At 68.7% G+C, this 23228-nt stretch carries 22 protein-coding genes; 4 read left to right on the forward strand and 18 right to left on the reverse strand.

Going from position 1 to position 23228, the window contains the following annotated elements; all coding sequences use genetic code 11:
- The first annotated feature begins 119 nt into the window (after positions 1-119).
- The 4 genes from XAN126_RS0113620 to XAN126_RS0113635 all read left to right on the forward strand — a co-directional run bounded on the left by XAN126_RS0113620 (position 120) and on the right by XAN126_RS0113635 (position 5834).
- Positions 120-1301, forward strand: coding sequence for an acetyl-CoA C-acetyltransferase (locus XAN126_RS0113620; protein WP_024279140.1), 1182 nt, complete (start codon positions 120-122; stop codon positions 1299-1301).
- Positions 1302-1309: 8 nt separating this feature from the next.
- The gene (locus tag XAN126_RS0113625; RefSeq protein ID WP_051460602.1) at positions 1310-2707 is read left to right on the forward strand and encodes an MATE family efflux transporter; all 1398 of its coding nucleotides are present in this window, start codon (positions 1310-1312) and stop codon (positions 2705-2707) included.
- 476 nt (positions 2708-3183) lie between these two features.
- Positions 3184-4875: an L-lactate permease gene (gene lldP / locus XAN126_RS0113630; RefSeq protein ID WP_155982308.1), complete on the forward strand. Its 1692-nt coding sequence runs from the start codon at positions 3184-3186 to the stop codon at positions 4873-4875.
- A 212-nt stretch (positions 4876-5087) separates the two neighbouring features.
- Positions 5088-5834, forward strand: a complete 747-nt coding sequence (locus XAN126_RS0113635) for an FCD domain-containing protein (protein WP_038226231.1) — start codon at positions 5088-5090, stop codon at positions 5832-5834.
- Here the strand turns inward: XAN126_RS0113635 and XAN126_RS0113640 are convergent.
- The 18 genes from XAN126_RS0113640 to XAN126_RS0113725 all read right to left on the reverse strand — a co-directional run bounded on the left by XAN126_RS0113640 (position 5831) and on the right by XAN126_RS0113725 (position 23046).
- The gene (locus XAN126_RS0113640) at positions 5831-6460 is read right to left on the reverse strand and encodes a 2-dehydro-3-deoxy-6-phosphogalactonate aldolase (RefSeq protein ID WP_024279144.1); all 630 of its coding nucleotides are present in this window, start codon (positions 6458-6460) and stop codon (positions 5831-5833) included. The genes XAN126_RS0113635 and XAN126_RS0113640 overlap by 4 nt on opposite strands.
- 17 nt (positions 6461-6477) lie before the next feature.
- Positions 6478-7383, reverse strand: coding sequence for a 2-dehydro-3-deoxygalactonokinase (locus XAN126_RS0113645; RefSeq protein WP_024279145.1), 906 nt, complete (start codon positions 7381-7383; stop codon positions 6478-6480).
- Between the two features lie 6 nt (positions 7384-7389).
- Positions 7390-8172: an amino acid ABC transporter ATP-binding protein gene (locus XAN126_RS0113650; RefSeq protein WP_029877161.1), complete on the reverse strand. Its 783-nt coding sequence runs from the start codon at positions 8170-8172 to the stop codon at positions 7390-7392.
- 262 nt (positions 8173-8434) lie between these two features.
- Complete coding sequence (locus XAN126_RS0113655) at positions 8435-9304, reverse strand: transporter substrate-binding domain-containing protein (RefSeq protein ID WP_348550908.1); 870 nt, start codon at positions 9302-9304, stop codon at positions 8435-8437.
- A 9-nt stretch (positions 9305-9313) separates the two neighbouring features.
- A complete protein-coding gene (locus XAN126_RS0113660; RefSeq protein WP_024279148.1) occupies positions 9314-9967 on the reverse strand; it encodes an amino acid ABC transporter permease in 654 nt (217 codons plus the stop codon).
- A 13-nt stretch (positions 9968-9980) separates the two neighbouring features.
- Positions 9981-10655, reverse strand: a complete 675-nt coding sequence (locus XAN126_RS0113665) for an amino acid ABC transporter permease (protein ID WP_024279149.1) — start codon at positions 10653-10655, stop codon at positions 9981-9983.
- Positions 10652-11830 (reverse strand): LacI family DNA-binding transcriptional regulator, encoded by a 1179-nt coding sequence (locus tag XAN126_RS0113670; RefSeq protein WP_024279150.1) that lies wholly within the window; start codon positions 11828-11830, stop codon positions 10652-10654. The genes XAN126_RS0113665 and XAN126_RS0113670 overlap by 4 nt, the downstream gene beginning before the upstream one ends.
- A gap of 152 nt (positions 11831-11982) precedes the next feature.
- The gene (greA, locus tag XAN126_RS0113675; RefSeq protein ID WP_024279151.1) at positions 11983-12459 is read right to left on the reverse strand and encodes a transcription elongation factor GreA; all 477 of its coding nucleotides are present in this window, start codon (positions 12457-12459) and stop codon (positions 11983-11985) included.
- Between the two features lie 118 nt (positions 12460-12577).
- On the reverse strand, positions 12578-13075 hold the full coding sequence (locus XAN126_RS0113680; RefSeq protein ID WP_347881306.1) for a heme-binding protein: 498 nt from the start codon (positions 13073-13075) through the stop codon (positions 12578-12580).
- 104 nt (positions 13076-13179) lie between these two features.
- A complete protein-coding gene (locus tag XAN126_RS0113685) occupies positions 13180-13812 on the reverse strand; it encodes a response regulator (RefSeq protein ID WP_024279153.1) in 633 nt (210 codons plus the stop codon).
- On the reverse strand, positions 13809-15386 hold the full coding sequence (locus tag XAN126_RS0113690; RefSeq protein ID WP_024279154.1) for an ATP-binding protein: 1578 nt from the start codon (positions 15384-15386) through the stop codon (positions 13809-13811). The genes XAN126_RS0113685 and XAN126_RS0113690 overlap by 4 nt, the downstream gene beginning before the upstream one ends.
- A gap of 154 nt (positions 15387-15540) precedes the next feature.
- The gene (locus XAN126_RS0113695) at positions 15541-16449 is read right to left on the reverse strand and encodes a LysR substrate-binding domain-containing protein (RefSeq protein ID WP_024279155.1); all 909 of its coding nucleotides are present in this window, start codon (positions 16447-16449) and stop codon (positions 15541-15543) included.
- Between the two features lie 38 nt (positions 16450-16487).
- A complete protein-coding gene (gene ahpF, locus XAN126_RS0113700; protein WP_024279156.1) occupies positions 16488-18077 on the reverse strand; it encodes an alkyl hydroperoxide reductase subunit F in 1590 nt (529 codons plus the stop codon).
- Positions 18078-18244: 167 nt separating this feature from the next.
- Positions 18245-18808 (reverse strand): alkyl hydroperoxide reductase subunit C, encoded by a 564-nt coding sequence (ahpC, locus tag XAN126_RS0113705; protein ID WP_024279157.1) that lies wholly within the window; start codon positions 18806-18808, stop codon positions 18245-18247.
- Positions 18809-19112: 304 nt separating this feature from the next.
- The gene (locus XAN126_RS0113710) at positions 19113-19562 is read right to left on the reverse strand and encodes a MarR family transcriptional regulator (RefSeq protein ID WP_051460869.1); all 450 of its coding nucleotides are present in this window, start codon (positions 19560-19562) and stop codon (positions 19113-19115) included.
- A gap of 117 nt (positions 19563-19679) precedes the next feature.
- Complete coding sequence (locus tag XAN126_RS0113715) at positions 19680-20384, reverse strand: ABC transporter ATP-binding protein (RefSeq protein ID WP_024279159.1); 705 nt, start codon at positions 20382-20384, stop codon at positions 19680-19682.
- Positions 20381-21163, reverse strand: a complete 783-nt coding sequence (locus XAN126_RS0113720) for an ABC transporter ATP-binding protein (RefSeq protein ID WP_029877164.1) — start codon at positions 21161-21163, stop codon at positions 20381-20383. Before XAN126_RS0113720 ends, XAN126_RS0113715 begins: the two co-directional genes overlap by 4 nt.
- On the reverse strand, positions 21163-23046 hold the full coding sequence (locus XAN126_RS0113725) for an ABC transporter permease (RefSeq protein ID WP_024279161.1): 1884 nt from the start codon (positions 23044-23046) through the stop codon (positions 21163-21165). The genes XAN126_RS0113720 and XAN126_RS0113725 overlap by 1 nt, the downstream gene beginning before the upstream one ends.
- Positions 23047-23228 lie beyond the last annotated feature (182 nt).

Below are 23228 nucleotides of genomic sequence, written 5' to 3' on the forward strand. Positions count from 1 at the left end.
GCTTGTCCATGCCCCAAACGGGTATCTACCCGTGTCTCGTTGATCGCCCGGCCCTGCCGGTCGCCTGAAATTCCCGCGACGCCGGCTGGCCCGCGCATCGTCCAATGGAGGAGGTCGTCATGACCACGGACATCGTCATCGCCCACCCGGTGCGTACCGCCATCGGCGCCTATAACGGCACGCTGAAGGGCACACCGGCCACCGAACTCGGCGCCATCGCCGTGCGCGAGACCCTGCGCCGCTCCGGGCTCGATCCCGCATCCATCGGCACGGTGGTGATGGGCAACGTCATCCAGGCCGGAAACCGCATGAACCCCGCGCGGCAGGCGGCGATCCATGGCGGCCTGCCGGTGGAGGTGCCCGCCATGACGGTCAACCGCGTCTGTGGCTCCGGCGCGCAGGCCGTCGTCACCGCAGCGCTGGAGATCGCCGCCGGCGTGCATGAGGTCGCCGTCGCCGGCGGCATGGAGAACATGGACCGCGCCCCCTATCTGATGGACGGCGGCCGCTGGGGCTATCGCATGGGCCCGGCGCAGATCCTCGACAGCATGCTTACCGACGGGCTCGATGACGCCTTCTCCGGCAAGCATTCCGGCTGGCACACCGAAGATCTGATCGAAAAGCTCCAGATCACTCGCGCCGAGCAGGACACCTTCGCCGCCCGCTCGCAGCAGCGCTTTTCCGCCGCACAGAAGGACGGCCGGTTCGCCGACGAGATCGTCCCGGTGGAGGTGAAGGGCCGCAAGGGCACAGAATCCTTCGCCACGGACGAGGCGCCCCGCCCCGACACCACATTGGAGACGCTGGCGAAGCTGCGCCCGGCCTTCCGGCCGGAGGGCACCATCACCGCCGGCAATGCGCCAGGGCTCAACAGCGCGGCCTCCGCCATGATCGTCGCCGAGCGCGGGTTCGCGGAGGCGAAGGGCATCACGCCGCTGGGGCGGCTTGCCGGCTATGGCGTCGCCGGGGTCGAGCCGGGCCTGTTCGGCCTCGGCCCGGTGCCGGCCGTGCGCAAGGCGCTGGCGCGCGCCGGCTGGTCCCTCGGCGACATCGAGCGCATCGAGATCAACGAAGCGTTCGCCGCCGTGCCCATCGCCGTCGCACGCGAGCTGGGCCTGCCCGAGGACATCGTGAACGTGGAGGGCGGCGCAGTGGCGCATGGCCATCCCATCGGCGCCACCGGGGCCATCCTCATCACCCGCCTGCTCCATGCCATGCGGCGCGACGGGCTGAAGAGCGGTGTCGTCACCCTCTGCATCGGCGGCGGACAGGGCATCGCCCTCGCCCTCGAAGCGCTCTGAGGCCAGCCATGTACCGCGCCCCGACAGACGAAGCGGCCCCCGCCGTGCAAAACCCCGCGCCCCCGGCCGCCGATGCCAGAACCCGGCGGCTGGTGGAGGCGCCCATCGTGCCGCTTCTCATCAAGCTGGCCTGGCCCAACGTGCTCATCATGCTGGCGCAGGCCTCGGCCGGGCTCATCGAGACCTTCTTCGTGGCCAAGCTCGGTACGGCGGCGCTGGCGGCCATGGCGCTGGTGTTTCCCGCCGTCATGCTGATGACCACCCTGTCGGCCGGCGCCCTGGGCGGCAGCATCTCCTCCGCCGTGGCGCGGGCGCTCGGCTCCGGGCGGCAGGCGGCGGCGGATGCGCTGGTGCTGCACGCGCTGGCCGTGAGCCTCGCCTTCGGGTTCGCCTTCGCCGCCCTGTTCCTGCTGTTCGGCCGGCAGATCTACGGCGCCATGGGCGGTTCGGGGCCGGAGCTGGAGGCGGCGCTCATCTATTCCAACATCGTCTTCCTCGGCACGCCGCTGACCTGGGCCATGAACGGGCTCGCCAGCGTGGTGCGCGGCACCGGCAACATGCTGCTGCCGGCCTTTGTCATCTGCGTCGGCGTCGCGCTGCTCGTCCCGATTTCGCCGCTGCTGATCTTCGGGTTCGGCCCCATCCCGGGATTCGGCATCGCCGGCGGCGGGCTGGCACTGATCGCCTACTATCTCGGCGGAACGCTGGTGCTGGCCGCCTACATCCTGTCCGGGCGCAACCCCGCCCGCTTCCGCTGGGTGCGGCTCGACTGGCGGGTGATCGGATCGGTCATGCGGGTCGGCGCGCTATCGTCGCTGCAGTCGCTCCAGACCAACGTCATCGTCGGCGGAGCGACGGCCCTCGTCGCCTTGCAGGGCGGCGTCGATGCGGTCGCCGGCTTCGGCACGGGCGTGCGGCTGGAATATCTGCTGATCCCGCTCATCTTCGGCATCGGCGCGCCGATGGTGGCGCTGGTGGGAACCAATCTCGGCGCCGGCCGCGGCGATCGCGCGCTCCATATCGCGCTGGCCGGCGCGGGCCTTGCCTTCGTGGTGACGGAAACCGTGGGGCTCGCCGCCGCATTCTTCCCGGAGGCGTGGCTGTCCCTGTTCAGCGCCGAACCGGCCATGGTCGCCACCGGCAGCGCCTATCTGCGCATCGTCGGGCCGTTCTACGGCTTCTTCGGCATCGGGCTCGCGCTCTATTTCGCGGCGCAGGGCACGGGGCGGCTGTTCTGGCCGGTGGTGGCCGGCTTCCTCCGCGTCGCCATCGCCCTCGGCGGCGGGCTGATCGCCCTGCGGCTCACCGGCTCCATCGAGGCACTGTTTGCCGCCCTCTCCGTGGCGCTGATCGTCTACGCCGCAACCGTCCTGACGGCGGTGAAGACGGGGGCGTGGCTCCGGTAGGAGCTTGCCCTCACCGCACCGTCCCAACCGTCGCCCGCGCAGAGAGGGCCGCGAGACCGCCTCGTTCCGCCATGAGCCAGCCTGAACAGTGAGCCCGACTGAACAGGGCCGGGCCGATGCCGCCTGCCGTGGCGGCGCGGATCATCGCCACCCTCGCGTCGGGTGACGACGGGAAGCCCTCCCCCGCCCCAAACCTTTCCCCACTGCCCCGCGCCCGTCCTGTCCAGATGCGTCGCACGCTCCCCTCCCGGGGGGAAGGTCTCCGCGCGCGCGATCCAGCCCGCCCCCCCTGAAAGGCTCCTCCGTCTGGGCCGACGCCGCGCACCCGCCGCACCCTGAAGCCTCGAGCGTTTGGTCATTTTGGTTGGACCAAAATATTCGATTGCAATTCCATTTGACTTCCATTTCTGAATTAGGTAGTACCAATTCAAACTATCTGCTATTTTGGTAGTACCAAATAACAAGAGGGGGATAACGTGGGGGCTTGGAACCAGATTTATGACCCGATGGGGAACATGTGGCTGTCGAGCCTCGGCGCCGCGATCCCGATCATCTTCTTTTTCGTCGCGCTGACCCGGCTCAAGCTGAAAGGTTATGTGGCCGGGACCATCACGGTTCTTCTTGCGCTCGGCGTCGCTATCCTGCTCTACGGCATGCCGGTGCAGATGGCCCTGGCCGCTGGCGTGTTCGGTTTCTTCTACGGATTGTGGCCGATCGCGTGGATCATCATCGGCGCGGTCTTTCTCTACAAGATTTCCGTTGAGACAGGCCAGTTCGAGATCATCCGGCGTTCCATCCTCTCCGTTACGGAAGACCAGCGCCTGCAGCTGCTCCTCGTGGGCTTCGCCTTCGGCGCCTTCCTCGAGGGCGCGGCGGGCTTCGGGGCACCCGTGGCCATCACCGCCGCCCTGCTCGTGGGCCTTGGCTTCAGGCCGCTCTATGCCGCCGGCCTCTGCCTGATCGCCAACACCGCGCCGGTCGCCTTCGGTGCCATGGGCATCCCGATCATCGTCGCCGGTCAGGTCACGGGGCTCGATCCCTTCCACATCGGCCAGATGGCCGGGCGCCAGCTTCCCTTCCTCTCAGTGCTGGTGCCGTTCTGGCTCATCCTCATCATGGACGGCACGCGCGGCGTGCGCGAGACGTGGCCCGCGATCCTCGTCGCCGGCGGCTCCTTTGCCACCGTGCAGTTCGTCACGGCGAACTTCGTCGGCCCCGAGCTGCCAGATATTACAGCGGCGCTCGCCACCCTCATCACCCTGCCGCTGTTCCTGCGCTTCTGGCAGCCCCGCCGCATCTTCCGCTTCGAGACGGAAGCGAAAAGCAAGGGCGGGCTGGACCACGGCGCCACTCCGGCGCCCGCCGTCGCCGCCATCGAGCCGGCCGTGACCTACACCGCCGGCCAGATCGCCCGCGCCTGGTCGCCGTTCCTGATCCTTACCGTGTTCGTGACCATCTGGAGCATCCCGCCCTTCAAGGCCCTGTTCGCGCCGGGCGGCGCCCTTGACGCGATGGTCGCCCATGTCAGCGTGCCGTTCCTGCACAACATGGTGGTCAAGCTGCCGCCCATCGTCACCGCCGCGAAGCCGTTTGCCGCCGACTACAAGTTCGACTGGCTCTCGGCCACCGGCACGGCGATCTTCCTGTCCGCCATCGTGTCGGTCGTCTTCCTCGGCATGAAGCCGTCGCGGGCGGTGGCGACCTTCGCCTCGACCATCAAGGGCCTGCTGATCCCGATCTACTCCATCGGCATGGTGCTGGCCTTCGCCTTCATCGCCAACTATTCGGGGCTGTCCTCCACCCTCGGCCTCGCGCTCTCGGAAACCGGGCCGAGCTTCACCTTCTTCTCGCCCTTCCTCGGCTGGCTCGGCGTGTTCCTCACCGGCTCGGACACCTCGGCCAACGCGCTGTTCGCCTCGCTGCAGGCCACCACCGCGCACCAGATCGGCGTGAGCGACGTGCTCCTCGTGGCGGTCAACACCACGGGCGGCGTGACGGGGAAGATGATCTCGCCCCAGTCCATCGCCATCGCCTGCGCGGCGGCCGGGCTGATCGGCCGGGAGTCGGACCTGTTCCGCTTCACGGTCAAGCACAGCCTCGCGCTGGCAGCCATCGTCGGCATCATGACCACCATTCAGGCCTACCTGACGCCGTGGATGATCCCATAGACGGCGAGGAGCGGAAGACTTCGACTGCCTGGGCCATCGTCCCGGTGCCTCGCAGCACCGGGACGATGCGCGTTGCGGGCTGGAAGTCCGTGCGACGGTCCGACATAGTGGGCGCGATCGCAGCCGGCTGGTCCGGCCCGATCCTCATCTGATCGGACCAAGGCAGGCTTTCACCGATGGCGTCGGGCCCCTCCCCTTCCTCTGCGCAGCGCGTGGCCGACCGGGTCGAACTCGCCATCGAGGCGCTGATCGAGGCGCGCGGCCTTGGCGTGGGGGACCGGCTTCCCTCCGAGCGCGCCCTCTCCGAAATGCTGGGCGCCTCGCGCAACACCCTGCGCGAAGCCCTGATGCGCCTTGGCGCGCGCGGGCGCATCACCATCCGCAAGGGCGGCAACATCATTGCCGAGCCGGCCGAGGCGCGCTGGACGGCCGCCACCATCGCCGATCCGCTGGCGTCAGTGGTGGCGGGCAATCCCGGCTTCGGCCATGACGTTCTGGAAGTGCGCCGGGGGCTGGAGGGCCAGGCGGCCTACCACGCCGCCCTCAGGGCGACGCCGGACGATCTCGACGCCATCCGGCGCTGCATCGACCAGCTCTCGGCCTATCACGAGAAGGGCGACGCGGTGGCCGAGGCCCGAGCCGACGCCGCCTTCCACCTCGCCATCGCCGATGCCTCGCACAATGCTGTGCTGCGCTCGGTCATGTCGAGCATGTTCGGGCTTTTGCAGAGCAGCATCTCCGAGAGTCTCGACAAGCTCTATATCGTGCCCCGCACCTATGAGCGGCTCTCCGCGCAGCACCAGACGCTGATGGACACCATCGCCGCTGGAGACGCCGATGCGGCCCGCCGGGCCTCCGACGATCATCTGGCCTTCGTCGCCCAGACCATCCGCACCATCGACGAGGAACGCGCCCGCCGCGAACGCGCCGACACCCTGCGCCGGACGGCGGGGATTTAGCGGCCGAACACGTCGCGCGCCGTGGCCACCAGTGCGTGCGCGTCGGCAGCGATGGCTTCCACCGCCTTGCCCGGCTTGAACAGCGCCGAGCCGATGCCGAAGCCTTCGGCCCCGGCCGCGCGGTAGGCGGCCATGTTGGCGGTGTCGATGCCGCCCACGGGCAACAGGGGGATGTCGGTGAGCACCGCGCGCCACGCCTTCACGAGGTGGGGCGGGATGCCCTCGGCGGGGAACAGCTTGAGGGCGTCGGCTCCCGCGGCGCGGGCGGCGAAGGCTTCGGTGGGGGTGGCGACGCCCGGCGTGCAGACGAGGCCGGCCGCCTTGGCGGCGCGGATCACGGCGAGGTCCGCATGGGGCATGACGATGAGCTGGCCGCCCGCCGCCTTTACCGCCGCCACATCCTCCGGCGTCAGCACCGTGCCGGCGCCGATCAGCGCCCGGTCGCCGAAGGCGGCGGCGAGGATGCGGATGGAGTCCAGAGGCTGCGGCGAGTTCAGCGGCACCTCGATGATGGTGAAGCCCGCCCCCACCAGCGCCGCGCCGATGTCCAGCGCCTCGTCCGGCTTCAGCCCGCGCAGGATGGCGACGAGAGGACAGGCGGCAAGGGCGTCCTTGAAGGTGGGCATGGATCGCACTCCTGAAATCAGATGAAGCCGGCGGCTTGCGCCACGGCGTGCTGTCCGACCGGGCCGCAGCCCTCCGGCGCGCGGGTGTGGGGCAGGCCGAGAAGGGTCGCGGCTTCGGCATAGCGCGCAGCAAGGGCGGGGTTGGCGACCAGCGCGAACGGTTCGCCGGCCGAGGCATCGCGCAGTTCGGCACCGATGAGAAGGCCGGAGAGCATGTCCGCACTGTCCGCCCCTTCGAGCCGCCCGGTCAGGCCCAGCGCACGCAGCGAGAACAGCCGGCCGAGCAGGGCCCCCGGTCCTTCGAGTTCCGCCGCCGCTTCCACACCCCGGCGGAAGCCTTCGGCGGAAAAGGCCCCCTCCTCCATCATGCGGCCGAGGATGGTATGGCCCTTGAGCGCGGCGAACACCTCGCCCGTCATGTAGGTGGCGAAGGTGGCGATGCGGCCCGCCTCCACCCGCACCCATTTGGAATGGGTGCCCGGCAGCACGAACAGACCGTCCGCGACGCCGAGGCGTGCGAGGGCGCCGAGCACTTCAACCTCCTCGCCGCGGATCACGTCCGGCGTTGTCTCGTCATCCTTCAGCACACCGGGCACGATGGCGATGCGGCCGAAGCGGGGCTGGGCCGGCACCGCGGCGAGCGCGGCGGCGAGGTCCGGCAGGCCGGCGGGGCAGCGGGCATAAGGCGCTTCCATCCAGCCCTGCCGACTGCCCACCATGCCGGAGAGCAACACCGGCAGCGGGCCGTGGTCGTGCACCCACTCGCCGGCGATGGCCGTCAACACGTCGGGAAAGCTCAAGCCGCCCAACGCCATGATGCCCTGCCCGCTCGCCCGGCTGGCAAGCACCCGTCCGTCCGCCGCCATGAGATAGGCGCGGAGCGAGGAGGTGCCCCAGTCGCAGGTGATGAGCGCGGGTGTCATCTGGCGTCAGTGGTGCAGGATCTGGCCGAGGAAGGTGCGCGTGCGATCGCTCTTCGGGTTGGCGAAGAAGGTGGCGGGCGGCCCCTCCTCCACGATCTCGCCCTTGTCCATGAAGATCACCCGGTCGGCCACCTGCCGCGCGAAGCCCATCTCGTGGGTCACGCAGATCATGGTCATGCCGTCCTGGGCCAGGGAAATCATGGTGTCGAGCACCTCCTTCACCATCTCGGGGTCGAGGGCGGAGGTGGGCTCGTCGAACAGCATCACCTTGGGTGCCATGCACAGGGCGCGCGCGATGGCCACGCGCTGCTGCTGGCCGCCGGAGAGCTGGCCGGGATATTTGTTCGCCTGCTCCGGAATGCGCACGCGCTCCAGATATTTCATGGCGATGGCCTCGGCCTCCTTCGGCGCGAGGCCGCGCACCTTGCGCGGGGCGAGGGTGCAGTTCTGCAGCACGGTGAGGTGCGGGAACAGGTTGAAGGACTGGAACACCATGCCCACCTCGGCGCGCACCTTGTCGAGCCCGCGCGAGGAGGTGCCGACCTGCGTGCCATCCACCACGATCTCGCCGCCCTGGTGATGCTCCAGCGCGTTGATGCAGCGGATGAGCGTGGACTTGCCGGAGCCCGACGGCCCGCAGATCACGATGCGCTCGCCCTGATGCACGTCGAGGTTCACGGCCTTCAGCGCGTGGTAGGTGCCGTAATATTTCTCCACGCCCGCCATGCGGATCATGACGGTGCGCGCGTCGCCGGCGGGCGTGCTGTCAGCAGGGGCGGGAGTGAGCATGGCAAGGCCCTTCTCGTGTCTGTCGATGTCCGCGTCAGATGCCGGACTTACCTGTGCCGTCATGCCCCGGCTTGTCCGGGGCATCCACGTGGCCGCTCGAGCGGCGCCTCAATCGAAAAGACACCCCCGGCCGTCCCGTGGATCCCCCGGAACCCGGCAGTTGCCGGGTTCCGCCCCTGCGAACGGAAGTCGGCAACAGCCGACTTCCGGACAAGCCGGGGGATGACGGTTGTGAAGGCGGGGATGACAGCGCCTCAGCCGCTCAGAACGTCGGCATGGTCGGCAGCGGCACCTTGAACCACTTCTGATTGATGGCGTCGAGCTCGCCATTGTTCTTCACGAAGTAGAGGAAGGTGTTGATCCACTGCAGAAAATCGGTGGAGCCCCGGCGCACGGTGATGCCATTGTACTGGCTGCGCAGGGTGATCTTCTTCTCGATGCCCATGTCCGGATTAGCTTGGGCGATGTTCGCGCCGATGAGGTTGTTGGCGCCGAGCAGGTCCACCTGGCCGGAGAGGAAGGCCTGCACGGCGGTGGCGTCGTCGTCGAAGCGCATGATGGTGGCGCCCTTGGGCACGGCGGCGGTGAGCGCGGTGTCCTGGGTGGAGGCGCGGGCGACCGCGATCTTCTTGCCCACCGTCTGGTCCATGCTCTTGATCTCGGTCTTCTTGGGACCGATCAGCTGGATCTCGATGGTGGAATAGGGGATGGAGAACATCACCTGCTTGGCGCGCTCGGGGGTGATGCCGAACACGGCGATGAGCACGTCCACCTTGTTGGTGAGCAGATAGGGGATGCGGTTCGGCCCGGTCACCGGCACCAGCTCCACCTCGACGCCGAGATACTTGCCCATGAGGCGGGCGACGTCGGCGTCATAGCCTTCCGGCTTGCCCTGGGTGTCGAGCAGGCCGAAGGGGGCCACGTCCACCAGCATGCCGACCGTGAGCTTCTTCTTCGACAGGATGTCGTCGATGCTCTGCGCGGATGCGCCGTGGGAGAGGCCGGTGGCGGCGAGCGCCGCGAGGCCGAGCGCCGCGACGGCGCCGCGCGCGCTCTTCAGGATGGTGCCGAAAGTCATCGTCTCTTCCTCCATCTGCGCCGCATGCGGGGCGGCCTTGGTCTTGAGGGTCAACCTGAACCGTCACCGCGACACGGTGCCGAAACGCTTTTCGAGGTGGCGGGCATAAAGCGAGAGCGGCCAGCACAGGGCGAAGTAGATGGCTGCGACGATGCCGAACACGAGGAAGGGTCGGAAGGTCGCGTTGTTCACGATCTGCCCGGCGCGGGTCAGCTCCACGAAGCCGATGATGGAGGCGAGCGACGTGCTCTTCACCAGCATCACCAGGAAGCCGACCGTGGGCGCCACCGCGATCTTCGCCGCCTGCGGCAGGATGATCTCGCGCATCCGCGTCACATAATGCAGGCCCAGCGCGGTGGAAGCCTCCCACTGGCCCTTGGGAATGGCCTGGATGCAGCCGCGCCAGATCTCGCCGAGGAAGGCGGCGGCGTTCAGCGTGAGGCCAAGCGCGGCGGCGGCGAGCGGGTCCACTGAGGCGCCGACAAGGGTGGCGCCGAAGAAGACGAGGAAGAGCTGCATCAGGAGCGGCGTGCCCTGAAAGACGAGGATGTAGGCCCCCGCCGTCGCCCGCAGCCACTGCCACGGCGCGGTGCGCGCCAATGCCACGAGCAGCCCCAGCGCCGATCCGCCGACAAAGGCGATGGCGGAGAGCAGCAGCGTCCAGCGCACGGCGGAGAGGAGGAAGACGAATTCGGCGGAGGTGAACTGGCGGATCATGTCGCTCCCCTCCTCAACGTGCGGCGTCTGTCCGCGCGAACACAGCGCGGTAGATGAGGGCGAAGGCGCCGGCGAACATCAGCGACATGGCGAAATACATGCCCGTCACCACGATGTAGATCTCGAACGAGCGAAAGGTCTGTGACTGCAAATTATTCGCCACCGCCGTCAGCTCTTCGGCCGAGATGGCGGAGACGACGGAGGAGGTCAGCATCAAAAGGATGAACTGGCTGGTGAGGGACGGATAGATCGCCTTCAGCGCCGGGAACAGCACCACATAGAGGAAGATCTGGAGCCGCTTCAGGCCCAGCGCTAGCCCGGCCTCGATCTGCCCCTTGTGGATGGTCTCGATGCCGGCACGGACAATCTCTGTGCAATAGGCGCCGGCATTGATGACCATGGCGAGCAGCGCTGCCTCGTTCGCATCAAGCCGGATGCCGGCACGCGGCAGGCCGAAGAAGATGATGAAGATCTGCACCAGGAAGGGCGTGTTGCGGATCACCTCCACATAGACGTCCACCAGCCAGCGCACGGGGCGCGGCCCCTGCGTCTTGCCAAGCGCGCAGAGCACCGCCACGGCGAGCCCCAGCAGCATGGCGAGGCCCGAGAGGCGGATCGTCAGCCACGCGCCGAGCAGCAGCTCGGGCCAGGCGTTGAATACGTCTCCGAACTGGAAGACGTAGTTCATCTTGCGCCTCCTGTCGGGCGATGGGCGGGCGTGCGGCGGACGGCGGGTGTATCGGCAGCTTTCCCCGCGCCGCACGACTGGCGGATGACGAGGCGCGGCGGCACGATGATTTCTTCCCGCGGGCGCTCGGGATGGGCGATGCGGCGCAGCAGCAGGCGCGCGGCCTCGCGCCCGACCACGCGGGGATCGGTGGTGAAGGTGGTGAGCGCCGGGCGGTGCAGGCCCGCCTCGTCCACGTCGTCGCAGCCCACCACGGCCACGTCCCGGCCCGGCACGAGACCGTGCTCGTCGAGGGCGAGCATGACGCCGAAGGCCACCACGTCGTTGTAGCAGACGATGGCCGAGGGAACGTCGCCCTTGGCCAGAAGTTCACGGGCCAGGAACTCCCGCGCGGCGGCATAGCCGGAGGAGCGGTCGATCACCGCGCAGGGCACCACAGGCCCACTCTTCAGCTTGTGGCGGCGCAGGGCGCGGTGGAAGCCGGCCATGCGCTCGGTGAGCGGCGCAATACGGCGCACGCCGCCGATGAAGGCGATGTTGCGATGCCCGAGCGAAATCAGGTGCTCAGTGATGAGCTCCATTCCGGCGCCATAGTCCGGGCCGACATAATCGGCGGGAAAACCCTCCACGCGGCGCTGCGCGAGCACGCAGGGCATGCGCGCGCAGGCCCCCTCCTCCAGCGCATCGGCGCGGGTGTTCTCGGATGCGACCACCACCAGCCCGTCCACGCCGTGCTCCTGCATCCGCAGCAGCACCTCGCGCTGGCGGGTGGCATCTTCCGCAGCGTTGCCGATGAAGGCCATGTAGCCTTCGGTGCCCAGCACCTCGTCGATGCCGGCGGTGAACTGGGCGAAGTTGGGGGTGATGATCTCGCACAGCACGAGCCCGACCGTGCGCGAGGCGCCCGAGCGCAAATTGGCGGCGCTGCGATTGTAGACATAGCCGAGGCCGGCCATGGCCTCCTCGACCTTGGCGCGGGTTTCCGCCTTCACCAGCGGGCTCTTGCGCAGGACGAGGGAGACGGTAGCGCGGGAGACGCCGGCATGGACCGCCACATCCTTCAGCCGCACGCGCAGGCCACCGGCGAGCGGCGCCTCTTCCGGCAGATCGGCCGGCTCGGCAGCATCGCGGGCGGCCGGCAAGCGGCGGCCCTGTGGCCCCTTGGCACCCTCCACGCGCAGCCTCCTCGCCGGCAACGAGTTCTTAACGAACTTCTCGACGGCCCATGTCTAGGAGACTGCGCAGGGTGTGGTCAACGAAAATTTAGATCGATCTAAATGCTGCGCCGCAATGCCCGCGGCCGGCGCGCCGAAGCGTTGCGGGCGGGTCAGGCGATGGCGATGACTTCCACCTCGCGCCCGGCCACCAGCGCCACATCGCCCACGGCCTTGCCCATCACGGCGGCGGCGAGCGGCGAGACATAGGACACGGAGCCCTTGGCCGGATCGGCCTCGTCCTCGCCGACGATACGAAAGGTCTGGCGGCGGCCGTCCTCGCGGTCGAGGGTCACGGTGGTGCCGAACTGGACGGTCTCGGGATTGGGAGGAGTCTCGATGAGCTGGGCGGTGGCGCGGCGGGCGCCGTAATAGCGCAGGTCGCGGGTGGCGCGGGCCATGGCCATGCGGTCGGCTTGCACGTCGCCCATCTGCGCCTCGGAATAGGCGGCGCGCGCCTCCGCCAGCGCCGCATCGAGCGCGGCAAGGCCGCTCGCCGTCACGAGGTTCGGATGCGGCGAGATGGGCCGGTCCGGCAGGTCGGCGGCGGTGGCTTCGAGGTCGGTCTCACGCGTGAAGGCAACGGACATTCAAAAGCAAATCCCGGAGCTTGAGGCATCGTCCCCCAAAGTCAGGAGGACCATTGACCTAAGCATCCGGGACCAAGCTTGCAACCGGCCGCCGTCACACGGCAGCCGGTTGCCCATCTCACTTGAGCTGGGATTCGACCTTGGCGATGGCGGCGAGCGCGCAGGCCTCGTCGAGGTTGCCGCCGGGGGCGCCGCCGATGCCGACCGCACCGATGGTCTCGTTGCCCACCTTCACCGGCACGCCTCCACCCAGCACCAGAAAGCCGTCGATGGCCACGAGCTGCGCAGAGGCGGGGTTCTTCTGCACGTTCTCGACGATCACCGTGGTCGGGGTGCGGGTGGAGGCGGAGGTGAAGGCCTTGCGGCGCGCCGCCTCGACCGTGTGCGGGCCGGCATTGTCGGCGCGGGCGAAGGCCCTCAGGACGCCGGCGCGATCCACCACCGCCACCGACACGTTGTAGCCCTGCGCCGCGCAGGCCGCGACACCCTCGCGGGCGATGTCGAGGGCGATCGCCAGCGGCATGTTCCGCTCCTGCAGCGCTTGGGCCGCGACGGGGCCGGCGAGCGTGGCGAAGGTGGCGGAGGCAGCGGCGGCGAGGAGGAGGCGTTTCATCATGGGCCCTTTCTTGGCGGCCGCGCGAGCGACCGGAGATTTTTCCGCGCCGGGCGATGGCGCTGAGCCTCTCTAGGCCGGGAGAGCCGCGCGCTGAATCCGTCGCCTCACCGGGCGGGATCGGTAGAACTACCTAGGACGCGGGCGTTGAGCGTGGCGTTGAGTGTCATGCGCACGAAGTCCGCGACGGAGGAGGTGCCGAGCTTTTCGGCGATGTTCGCCCGATGGGCGTCGATGGTGCGCGGGGAAACGCTGAGCGCGGCGGCGACTTCCTTGGTCGCCCAGCCGCGGCACACCATGTCCAGCACCTCGCGCTCGCGCTCGGTGAGGCTGGCGAGGAGGGAAGCCGCCTCGCGCCGCTCCATGAGGGCGTCGAGGGCGCGGGCGGCGGTGCCGAGGGCATCGAGCAGCACCTGCTCGTCCACCGGCTTGGTCAGGAAGTCCACCATCCCGGCGCGGAACGCCCGTCGGCAGGCGTTGACGTCGCCATGGCCGGTAATCATCACCGCCGGCCAGTCGATGCCGCGCGCGGCCAGCTTCTCCTTGAGCTGGATGCCGGAGATCATGGGCATCCTCAGGTCGAGCAGGAGGCAGCCGGGGCGCTCCGAGTCCACATGGGCGAGGAAAGTCTCGGGGTCGGCGAAGGCTTCCACCGTCATGCCGTAGGTGGAGAGAAGCAGCGTGAGGGCCTGCCGCACGGCGGCATCGTCATCGACGAGATAGACGCGGGGAGCGCTCACTGCGCCGCCAGCCGGCGTTCGGCCAAAGCGGGAAGGCTGATGAGGAAGGATGCCCCCTCCCCCGGCCGCGCCTCGGCCTCGATGGTGCCGCTCGCCCGCTCCACCAGCGTGGCGCACAGGGAGAGGCCCAGCCCCATGCCCTCCCTCTTGGTGGTGAAGAAAGGCTCGAACAACCGGGGCAGGACGTCCGCCGAAATGCCCTTGCCGGTATCGCTGACGCGGATCGCCACCGTCTCGCCGGCATCGAAGGTGCGGATCAGGATGCGCTTGTCCGGTCCGTCGCGTTCCTCGAGGCTGTCCGCCGCGTTGCGGATTAGATTGTGCAGCACCTGCTCCAGCTCCACCGGGTCCGCGTTGGCCAGCGGCATGGGGCGTTCCAGGTCCAGTTCCAGCGTGATGCCGCGGCGGGCGAGGTCGGCGCGGGCGAGGGTCGCGGCGTCGTCCACCACGTCGCTGATGTCCACCGCCGTGCGCTCGCTGGCCCGGCGGGCGATGTAGTCGCGCATCCGCCGGAGGATCTCACCGGCCCGGCGCGCCTCCCGCACATTGGCGTCGAGCGCCTCGGAGAGCCGCACGGGGTCGCCCTCTGGACCGGACAGGCGCAGCGCCGCCTGGCTCTGGCTCAACAGGGCGGTCAGCGGCTGGGTGAGTTCGTGGGCGATGCCGGAGGCGAGCTCGCCCAGCGAATTGACCCGCGCGGCATGGGCGAGCTGCGTCTCGCGCTCCAGCAGGCGGCTGCGCTCCTCGGCCAGCGCGGCGAGCTGCTGGGCATGGCGCGCCTCGTGCCGCTGGATCAGCGTGTACCGCCCGGCGAACAAGGCGAGGAGCGAGAACAGGGCGAAGGCCGCGACCGGCACCGGGGCGACAGCCCTGTAGAAGGAGACCGGCCGCTCGATGCCGAGATTGACCGGCTGGGTGGTGCTGTCCGCCGGGCGGAAGAAGGTGAGCGTCGCGAAGGCGCCGGGCTCGGCCACGGGCGGGCGACCGGTCAGCGCGTAGGGCCCGAGGCTCAGGCTGATGCGGTCGCTGGAGAGCCGCTCCTCCGGCGTCAGCAGGCCGTTGGGATCGATCTCCAGGATGATGGCGAGGCGCCGGTCGCTGCCCGCGCGCTTGCCGAGGAAATAGTGCTCGGGGTGATCGGCTTCCACATAATAGCGCGCCTCCCCCGCCCTCTGGCCGAAGACGAGCTGGGCGAACCGGGGCATCACCGTGCCCTCCATCTCGCCCGGCACGGCGACCAGCGTCTCGATGACCTGATCGGGGGTCATCTCCAGCACCCGGATGGAGAGGATGCGGCGGTAGTAGCGCATGATGCCCGTCGCCACCTGCCGGACCGTCTCGGCCGGCGGCGGATCGCTCGCCTGCACCAGCGCGGCGAGGCTGGTGAGATGGGCGTCGTGCTGGGCGACCCGCTGGGACAGGAGCCGATGCAGGGCGACGCCCTCGGCCTCGACCTCCGCATCGGCACGCGAAAGGTTGCTCCGGATCATCAACATCGCGAAAACCGCGACGAGGCCGATCCAGACCAGAAGGAGAGCAGCGACGGACCTGAACGCGAAGGTACGCCGGATCACTGCTTCGACCTCCCTCCCCCTGGGGGCTGATTTGCCGGCTCGAACTTCAGCCTTCTAGCACCGGTTGAAGGGCGCGGAAATCGACGAGGGGCGTGCGCGCGGAAATTTCAATACGGCCGGTAAGGGGTGCCGCAACGGCACAATCGAGGGCCGCTCAGTGGCGCAGGGTCAGCAGATCTTCCGGCAGGCCGCGGCAGATGTCGGCCACCTGATGCAGCAGTTGCCCCAGCGCCGAGGTCTTGCGCCAGAGCAGCGCGATCTGCCGGCTGGGGCGGGAATCCGAGAAGGCGAGCAGGTGGATGTTCTGGGCCGGAGGCACCGGATTGCGCGTCGCGAGCATGGGCAGAAGCGTGATGCCGACGCCTGCCGCCACCATCTGGCGCAGGGTTTCCAGGCTGGTGGCGCGGAACTCGGACTTCTCCCGCGCGCCGGACTGGTGGCACACGTCCAGCGCCTGGTCACGCAGGCAGTGCCCCTCCTCCAGCAGCATCAGGTTCTGGCCAGCAAGCTCCGCGACCCCCAGCGTGTCCCGCCCGGCGAGGCTGTGCCCCCCCGGGACCGCGAGGAGAAAGGGCTCCTCGAACAGGAACTCGCTGTGGAAATGGCTGTCATGCACCGGCAGTGCGAGGAAAGCCGCATCCAGCGTGCCGAGGTTCAGCCGCTGGATGAGGTTGGCGCTCTTTTCCTCGAACAGCAGCAGCTCCAGCTCGGGAAACCGCTGGCGGATCAGCGGCACCACATGGGGCAACAGATACGGGCCGAGGGTGGGGAACACGCCGAGCTTCAGCGCCCCGCCCTCCGCATGGCGGCTGCGGTGGGCCGCCTCCTTGAGCTGCTCCACCTCCGTGAGGATGCGTCGCGCGCGTTCCACCGCGTCGCGGCCGGCGGGGGTGAGCATGGCCTTGCGCGGCGTGCGCTCGATGAGGGCGACGCCCAACTCCTCCTCCAGCTTGCGGATCTGGGTGGAGAGGGTGGGCTGGCTGACACTGCACAGCTCCGCCGCCCGGCGGAAGCTGCGGGTGTCAGCGAGGGCGAGGAGATATTGCAGCTCGCGCAGGGTCATGATGTCCGCCCCGCCGCCGGCCAGGTCAGGCGGCCCAATCAGGCGGCCCTGACGGCCGTCTCCTTCTCCTCGGCGGGCGCGCTGGTGCGGATCAGGTGATCGAAGGCGGAGAGCGACGCCTTCGCCCCCTCGCCCAGCGCGATCACGATCTGCTTGTACGGCACGGTGGTGCAATCCCCGGCCGCGAACACGCCGGGCACCGAGGTCTGGCCATGGGCGTCGACGACGATCTCGCCGCGCGGGGAGAGGTCCACCACCCCCTTCAGCCACTCGGTGTTGGGCAGGAGGCCGATCTGCACGAAGATACCTTCCAGCTCCACCGTGTGGATGTCGCCGGTGTTGCGGTTCTCGTAGGTGAGGCCGCTCACCTTCTGGCCGTCGCCCAGCACCTCGGTGGTGCGGGCGGAGGTCAGGATGGTGACGTTGGCGAGGCTCTTGAGCTTGCGCTGGAGCACATCGTCAGCGCGCAGCTGGCTGTCGAACTCGATCAGCGTGACATGGGAAACGATGCCGGCGAGGTCGATGGCCGCTTCCACGCCGGAATTGCCGCCGCCGATGACCGCCACGCGCTTGCCCTTGAACAGCGGGCCGTCGCAGTGGGGGCAGTAGGCCACGCCCTTGTTGCGATAGGCGTCCTCGCCGGGCACGTTCATCTGCCGCCAGCGGGCGCCGGTGGCGAGGATGACGGTGCGCGAGCGCAGGCTGGCGCCGTTGGCGAATTCGACCTCCACCACGTCCTTGCCCGGGACGAGCTTGACGGCGCGCTGGAGGTTCAGGATCTCCACCTCATACTCGCGCACATGCTGCTCCAGCGCGGCGGCGAGCTTCGGCCCCTCGGTGTAGGGGACGGAGATGAAATTCTCGATGGCCATGGTGTCCAGCACCTGCCCGCCGAAGCGCTCGGCGGCGACGCCGGTGCGGATGCCCTTGCGGGCGGCATAGATGGCGGCCGTCGCGCCGGCCGGGCCGCCGCCCACCACCAGCACGTCGAAGCGGTTCATCTCGCCCATGCGCTTGGCATCACGGGCGGCCGCTCCGGTGTCGAGCTTGGCGACGATTTCCTCGATGCCCATGCGGCCCTGTCCGAAGATCTCGCCGTTGAGATAGACGGTGGGCACGCTCATCACCTGCCGCGCATCGACCTCAGCCTGGAACAGCGCGCCGTCCACGGCGACGTGCTTCACCCGCGGGTTCAGCACGGCCATGAGGTTCAGCGCCTGCACCACGTCCGGGCAGTTCTGGCAGGACTGGGAGAAATAGGTCTCGAACACGAAGTCGCCGTCGAGCGCCTTCACCTGCTCGATCACCGCCTCCTCCACCTTGGGCGGATAGCCGCCGACCTGGAGCAGCGCCAGCACGAGGGAGGTGAATTCGTGGCCCATGGGCAGGCCGGCGAAGGTGAGGGAAATGTCGTGGCCGGGGCTAGACAGGGAGAAGGACGGCACGCGCGCGCCCGGCTCCTGGTGCTCCCGCACGGTGATCTTGTCGGACAGCTCGGCGATATCGGCCAGAAGCTCGCTCATTTCCTTCGACTTCGGCCCGCCATCCACTGCGGCGGTGATTTCGACGGGACGGACCACGCGCTCCAGATAGGCCTTGAGCTGGGTCTTCATGGCAGAGTCGAGCATGGCAATCCTCCGGCAGAAAAGCACGCCGGATCAATGAGCCGGCGGGGTACAAAAGGGCCACGTCCGCCGCTGGCCAAAGGCCGCGGCGGACGGTCGGGGCGCCTCCCTTTCGGGAGCCGGTGGGGCCTCAAGGCAAACGCCTCAAGGCCGGATCGGGTCGTAAAACCTCAGATCTTGCCGACGAGATCGAGGGAGGGCGCCAGCGTCTTCTCGCCTTCCTGCCACTTCGCAGGGCAGACCTCGCCAGGATGGGAGGCGACGTACTGGGCAGCCTTGATCTTCCGCAACAGGTCGGCGGCGTCACGGCCGATGCCTTCGGCGGTGACTTCCACGGCCTGGATGACGCCGTTCGGGTCCACCACGAAGGTGCCTCGGTCGGCGAGGCCCTGGCCTTCGCGCATGACGCCGAAGTTGTTGGTGATCACGCCGGCCGGGTCGCCGAGCATGGTGTACTTCACCTTGCCGATGGTCTCGGAGGAATCGTGCCACGCCTTGTGGGTGAAGTGGGTGTCGGTGGAGACCGAGTAGATTTCGACGCCGAGCTTCTGGAACTCGCCATAGTGATCGGCAAGGTCCCCCAGCTCGGTCGGGCAGACGAAGGTGAAGTCGGCCGGGTAGAAGAAGAAGACGGCCCACTTGCCGGCAAGATCGGTGTCCGAAACCTGGATGAACTTGCCATCCTTGAAAGCCTGCGTCGTGAAAGGCTTGATCTTAGTATTGACGAGCGACATGGCAATTCCTCGATGGGGTGTTTGCGCTACGACGGGCCGAAGCCATCGCAGTGCAACATATGGGTGCCGACGCCATATGTGAAATAGATAAGTTGCGCGATATCGATAGCCTCACTCTATCAGTCTGGCCGCAAGAACTCTGATTTCGCGCGGGAAACAAGAGGTTGGCTGCCGAGCGCCCCACGGCCCGGCTGACGTTGACGCGCTGCGACAGAAGCGCGCATTTTACCATCGACGAATGAGAGTGCGCGGCCGTGCTCGTGCGGATCGAAGGCGCGCGCCGAATCCCGCCCTGGGAGGGCGCCTACCGCAGCCGGTCCAACAGCTTCAGCAGCATGGCACGCTCGGCGGCATCCAGCGGCGCGAGCGTTTCCTCGGTGATGGCGAAGGCGTTCACGCTGGCGCGGGCAACCGCCTCCTCGCCGGCAGCGGTGAGCACCGCCACCAGCAGCCGGCCGTCCTCGGTGTCCGGGCGGGTCGCCACGAAGCCGCGGCGGACGAGGCGGTCCACCACGCCCTTGATGGTGGCGGCATCCATGGCGGTCAAACGCCCGAGCAGGTTCTGCGAGCAGGGGCCGGTCTCGGCCAGCTTCGACAGGGCCGCCCACTGGGTCATGGTCAGGTCGTCGCCGATGCGCGCGGCGAAGATGGCGGCGTGGCGCTGGCCCACCTGCCGCAGGATGAAGCCCACCTGCTCGTCCAGCACATAGGGCGCGTTCGCCCGCGAGCGGCGCACGGGGCGTCGCACCTGCATGGGGGGCGTGGATTTGGGCGGTGTGGATTTGGGGGGCGTGGCATCGGCCACCTCGGGCGTTGCCACCTTCCGGGGCGCGCGGGGCGTCCGCAGGGCCTTGGGCTCCAGCGCCATGGCTCAGACCGCCAGATAGGCGTCGCGGATTTCCGGATTGGCCTCCAGATCCGCGATGGTGCCGGAAAAGCGGATGCGGCCCTTCTCGATGATGTAGGCGCGATCCGAGATCAGCTTGGCGAAGTGCAAATTCTGCTCGGAGATGACCACCGAAAGCCCCTCCCCCTTCATGGCGAGGATGGCGTCGGCCATCTGCTCCACGATCTTGGGCGCGAGGCCTTCGGACGGTTCGTCTAGCAGCACGAGGGAGGGGTTGCCCATCAGGGTGCGCCCGATGGTGAGCATCTGCTGCTCGCCGCCGCTCATCTGCCCGCCGGGGCGCTTGCGCATCTCGCCGAGGTTCGGGAACAGCTTGTAGAGCATGTCCGGCGTCCAGGTGGCGACGCCGGGGCGCGGCGCCTGCCGGCCCACCTCGAAATTCTCCTCCACCGTCAGATGGCTGAAGATGCGCCGGTCCTCCGGCACGTAGCCGAGACCGCGCCGCACGATCTCGTAGGTCGGCAGGCGCGAGACGTCGGCGCCGTCGAACATCACCGTGCCCGCGCGCTGGGGCACGAGGCCGACGATGGAGCGGAAGGTCGTGCTCTTGCCGGCCCCGTTGCGGCCGAGCAGCGCCACCACCTCGCCGGCGCCGATCTCAAGGCCCACGTCGTAGAGGATATGGGCCGGGCCGTAGTGGCTGTTGAGGTTCGAGACCTGAAGTTTCATGCCGCAGTCCCCTCGCGGTGCCGTGCGTCGTAGAGCAGTCCTTCGCCGAGATAGATGGCGCGCACCTGCGGGTCGCGCCGCACCTCGGCCGGGGTGCCGCGGGCGATGAGCTGGCCGCGGTTGAGCACCATCACCTCGTCGGCGTGCTCGAACACCACGTCCATGTCGTGCTCGGTGAAGAGCACGCCGATGCCCTTGGCGCGGGCGATCTCGGCGGTGAGGCGCATCAACTCGACGCGCTCGCGCGGCGCCATGCCGGCGGTGGGCTCGTCCATGAGGAGGAGGCGCGGCTCATTGGCCAGCGCCACCGCCAATTCAAGACGCTTCAGGTCGCCATAGGCCAGCTCGCCACACGGCCGCTCCGCCTGGGTGGTGAGACCGACCAGCGCCAGCAGCGCATCCGCCTCCGCCCGGCAGGCCGCACCGGCGAAGCCGAACACGCGGGAGATGCGCCCGTGGAAGGACAGGAGCGCCACCTGCACGTTCTCGCGCACCGTCATGGAGGCGAAGGTGGCGGTGATCTGGAAGGTGCGGCCGACCCCGAGCCGCCACACAGCGCGCGGCGGCAGGCCCTTGATGTCCTTCCCCTCGATGCGCACCGTGCCGGCATCGGGCGGAATCTGCCCGTTCAGCATGTTGAAGCATGTGCTCTTGCCGGCCCCGTTCGGGCCGATGAGGGCGAGCATCTGGCCCGCCTCCACCGTGAAGGACACGCCCCGCACCGCATGGACGCCGCCATAGGACTTCATCAGGTCTTTGACTTCGAGCAGCGGGCTCATCACGCGGCCTCCGCCTTGGTGGCGCCGACGGTTGCGCCGTCGCCCTTGCGGGGCCAGCGGTGGCGCAGATCCTCGATGAAGCCCACGACCCCCTTGGGAAACGCGAGCACGATGACGACGATGACGCCGCCCAGCACCAGCTTGGAAAGGTCGGTCTGGCTCATCAGCCAGATGGCCAGCGCCTTGTATAGCACCGCACCCACCACCGCACCGGAGACCGTCTCCACGCCGCCGAGCAGCACCATCACGAGGCCGTCCACCGAGGTGGGAATGGCCATGTAGTCGGGGAAGACCGAGCCCTTGAGGAAGGCGAACAGCGCACCCGCGAGCCCCGCGAAGGTGCCTGCGACGATGAAGGCGGCCCACTGCATCCGCTGCCGGTTGAGGCCGATGGCCTCGGACCGCAGCGCGCTGTCGCGCACCGCCCTCAGCCCATAGCCGAAGGGCGAGAACACCAGCATCCTGAGCAGGCCGACGCCCACCACGGCAATGCCCAGCGCTAGCCAGAAGAAGCCGGCCGGGCGCGAGGCCCAGGTCGCCGGCCAGATGCCGAGCAGGCCATTGTCGCCGCCTGTCACGTCCACCCACTGGAAGGCGATGGACCAGGCGATCTGCGCGAAGGCCAGCGTCAGCATGGCGAAATAGACGCCCGAGAGCCGCACGCAGAACCAGCCGAACAGCACCGCCCCGGCCAGCCCAAGCAGCGGGCCGACGATGAGCGCCGCCTCCATGGGCGCGCCCAGGTATTTGACAAGGAATGCCGCGCCATAGGCGCCAAGGCCGAAATAGGCGGCATGGCCGAAGGAGGCGAGGCCGCCCACCGTCATCATGAAATGCAGGCTGGCCGCGAACAGCACGTAGATGAGGATTTCCGCGCCCACCGTGAGGGCATAATTGCCGAGGAGGAAGGGCAGCATTGCCGCCGCGACCACCGCCAGCGCCACCCCTGCCCGCTCAACTTGCGTGAACGGCCTCCAGGGCCGGATGGTGAGGCCGGCGGCGGCGCGGGGCGCGCTCTCCGGCTTGCCGAACAGGCCCCAGGGCCGCACCACCAGCACCACCGCCATCACCAGGAACACTGTGATGAGCGAGATCTGCGGCAGGATGAGGATGCCGAAGGCGTTCAGCTCGGCGACGATGATGGCCGCCACGAAGGCGCCGAACACCGAGCCGAGGCCGCCGATGACCACCACCACGAACACCTCCACGATGATGGAAAGGTCCATGGCATGGGTGACGGTGGTGCGCGGGATCTGCAGCGCGCCGCCGAGGGCGGCGAGGAAGACGCCCAGCGCGAACACGCCGGTGAACAGCCATTTCTGGTTCACGCCCAGCGCCGCGACCATCTCACGGTCCTGCGTCGCCGCGCGCACCAGCACGCCCCAGCGGGTCTTGTGGAACAGCAGCCAGAGGATGCCGAGCACCACTGGGCCGAGGGTCATCATGAAGAGGTCGTAGGTCGGCACCATGCGGCCGAACAGGCTGATGGCGCCGGTGAAGCCGGGGGCGCGCGGGCCGAGCAGGTCTTCCGGCCCCCAGATCACCACCACGAGATCCTGCACCATCAGCGTCACGCCGAAGGTGGCGAGGAGCTGGAAGAGTTCGGGCGCCTGATAGATGCGCCGGAGCAGCACCATCTCCATCAGCGCGCCGAGGATTGCGACGATGATCGCGGCTGCGACGATGGCCCCCCAGAAGCCGAGCGGGCCGGCAAAGCGCGTCGTCAGCGTGTAGGCCACATAGGCGCCCAGCATGTAGAAGGCGCCATGGGCGAAGTTCACGATGCGCGTGACGCCGAAGATGATCGACAGTCCCGACGCCACCAGAAACAGCGACGCGGCGCTGGCGAGCCCGCTCAGGGCCTGGACCAGAAGAAATTCCACGGCTTCAGCCTCTCGTTCACCTGCTGGAAGTTTTGATCTTCTTGGGCCACCCGCCATCGAGGGCAGGGGCCGGATGCGGGGGCGGCTGACTGGCGCCGCCCGCGCCGTTTTGCCTCCCCTCTCCCCTTGCGGGAGAGGGGCTGGGGGGGAGGGGCAGGCGCCGGGCGAGAAAGCCGGCACCG

The organism is Xanthobacter sp. 126, from assembly GCF_000526175.1.
Lineage (GTDB): Bacteria > Pseudomonadota > Alphaproteobacteria > Rhizobiales > Xanthobacteraceae > Xanthobacter > Xanthobacter aminoxidans.

Bases quoted from the DNA above. Each gene is read 5' to 3' on its own strand.
- greA (WP_024279151.1), bottom strand. From the start codon at position 12,459: ATGTCCGTTGCCTTCACGCGTGAGACCGACCTCGAAGCCACCGCCGCC.
- XAN126_RS0113660 (WP_024279148.1), bottom strand. From the start codon at position 9,967: ATGATCCGCCAGTTCACCTCCGCCGAATTCGTCTTCCTCCTCTCCGCC.
- XAN126_RS0113620 (WP_024279140.1), top strand. From the start codon at position 120: ATGACCACGGACATCGTCATCGCCCACCCGGTGCGTACCGCCATCGGC.
- XAN126_RS0113640 (WP_024279144.1), bottom strand. From the start codon at position 6,460: ATGCCCACCTTCAAGGACGCCCTTGCCGCCTGTCCTCTCGTCGCCATC.
- ahpC (WP_024279157.1), bottom strand. From the start codon at position 18,808: ATGTCGCTCGTCAATACTAAGATCAAGCCTTTCACGACGCAGGCTTTC.
- XAN126_RS0113715 (WP_024279159.1), bottom strand. From the start codon at position 20,384: ATGAAACTTCAGGTCTCGAACCTCAACAGCCACTACGGCCCGGCCCAT.
- XAN126_RS0113680 (WP_347881306.1), bottom strand. From the start codon at position 13,075: ATGATGAAACGCCTCCTCCTCGCCGCCGCTGCCTCCGCCACCTTCGCC.
- XAN126_RS0113710 (WP_051460869.1), bottom strand. From the start codon at position 19,562: ATGCAGGTGCGACGCCCCGTGCGCCGCTCGCGGGCGAACGCGCCCTAT.
- XAN126_RS0113665 (WP_024279149.1), bottom strand. From the start codon at position 10,655: ATGAACTACGTCTTCCAGTTCGGAGACGTATTCAACGCCTGGCCCGAG.
- XAN126_RS0113720 (WP_029877164.1), bottom strand. From the start codon at position 21,163: ATGAGCCCGCTGCTCGAAGTCAAAGACCTGATGAAGTCCTATGGCGGC.
- XAN126_RS0113695 (WP_024279155.1), bottom strand. From the start codon at position 16,449: ATGACCCTGCGCGAGCTGCAATATCTCCTCGCCCTCGCTGACACCCGC.
- ahpF (WP_024279156.1), bottom strand. From the start codon at position 18,077: ATGCTCGACTCTGCCATGAAGACCCAGCTCAAGGCCTATCTGGAGCGC.
- XAN126_RS0113650 (WP_029877161.1), bottom strand. From the start codon at position 8,172: ATGCTCACTCCCGCCCCTGCTGACAGCACGCCCGCCGGCGACGCGCGC.
- XAN126_RS0113625 (WP_051460602.1), top strand. From the start codon at position 1,310: ATGTACCGCGCCCCGACAGACGAAGCGGCCCCCGCCGTGCAAAACCCC.
- XAN126_RS0113645 (WP_024279145.1), bottom strand. From the start codon at position 7,383: ATGACACCCGCGCTCATCACCTGCGACTGGGGCACCTCCTCGCTCCGC.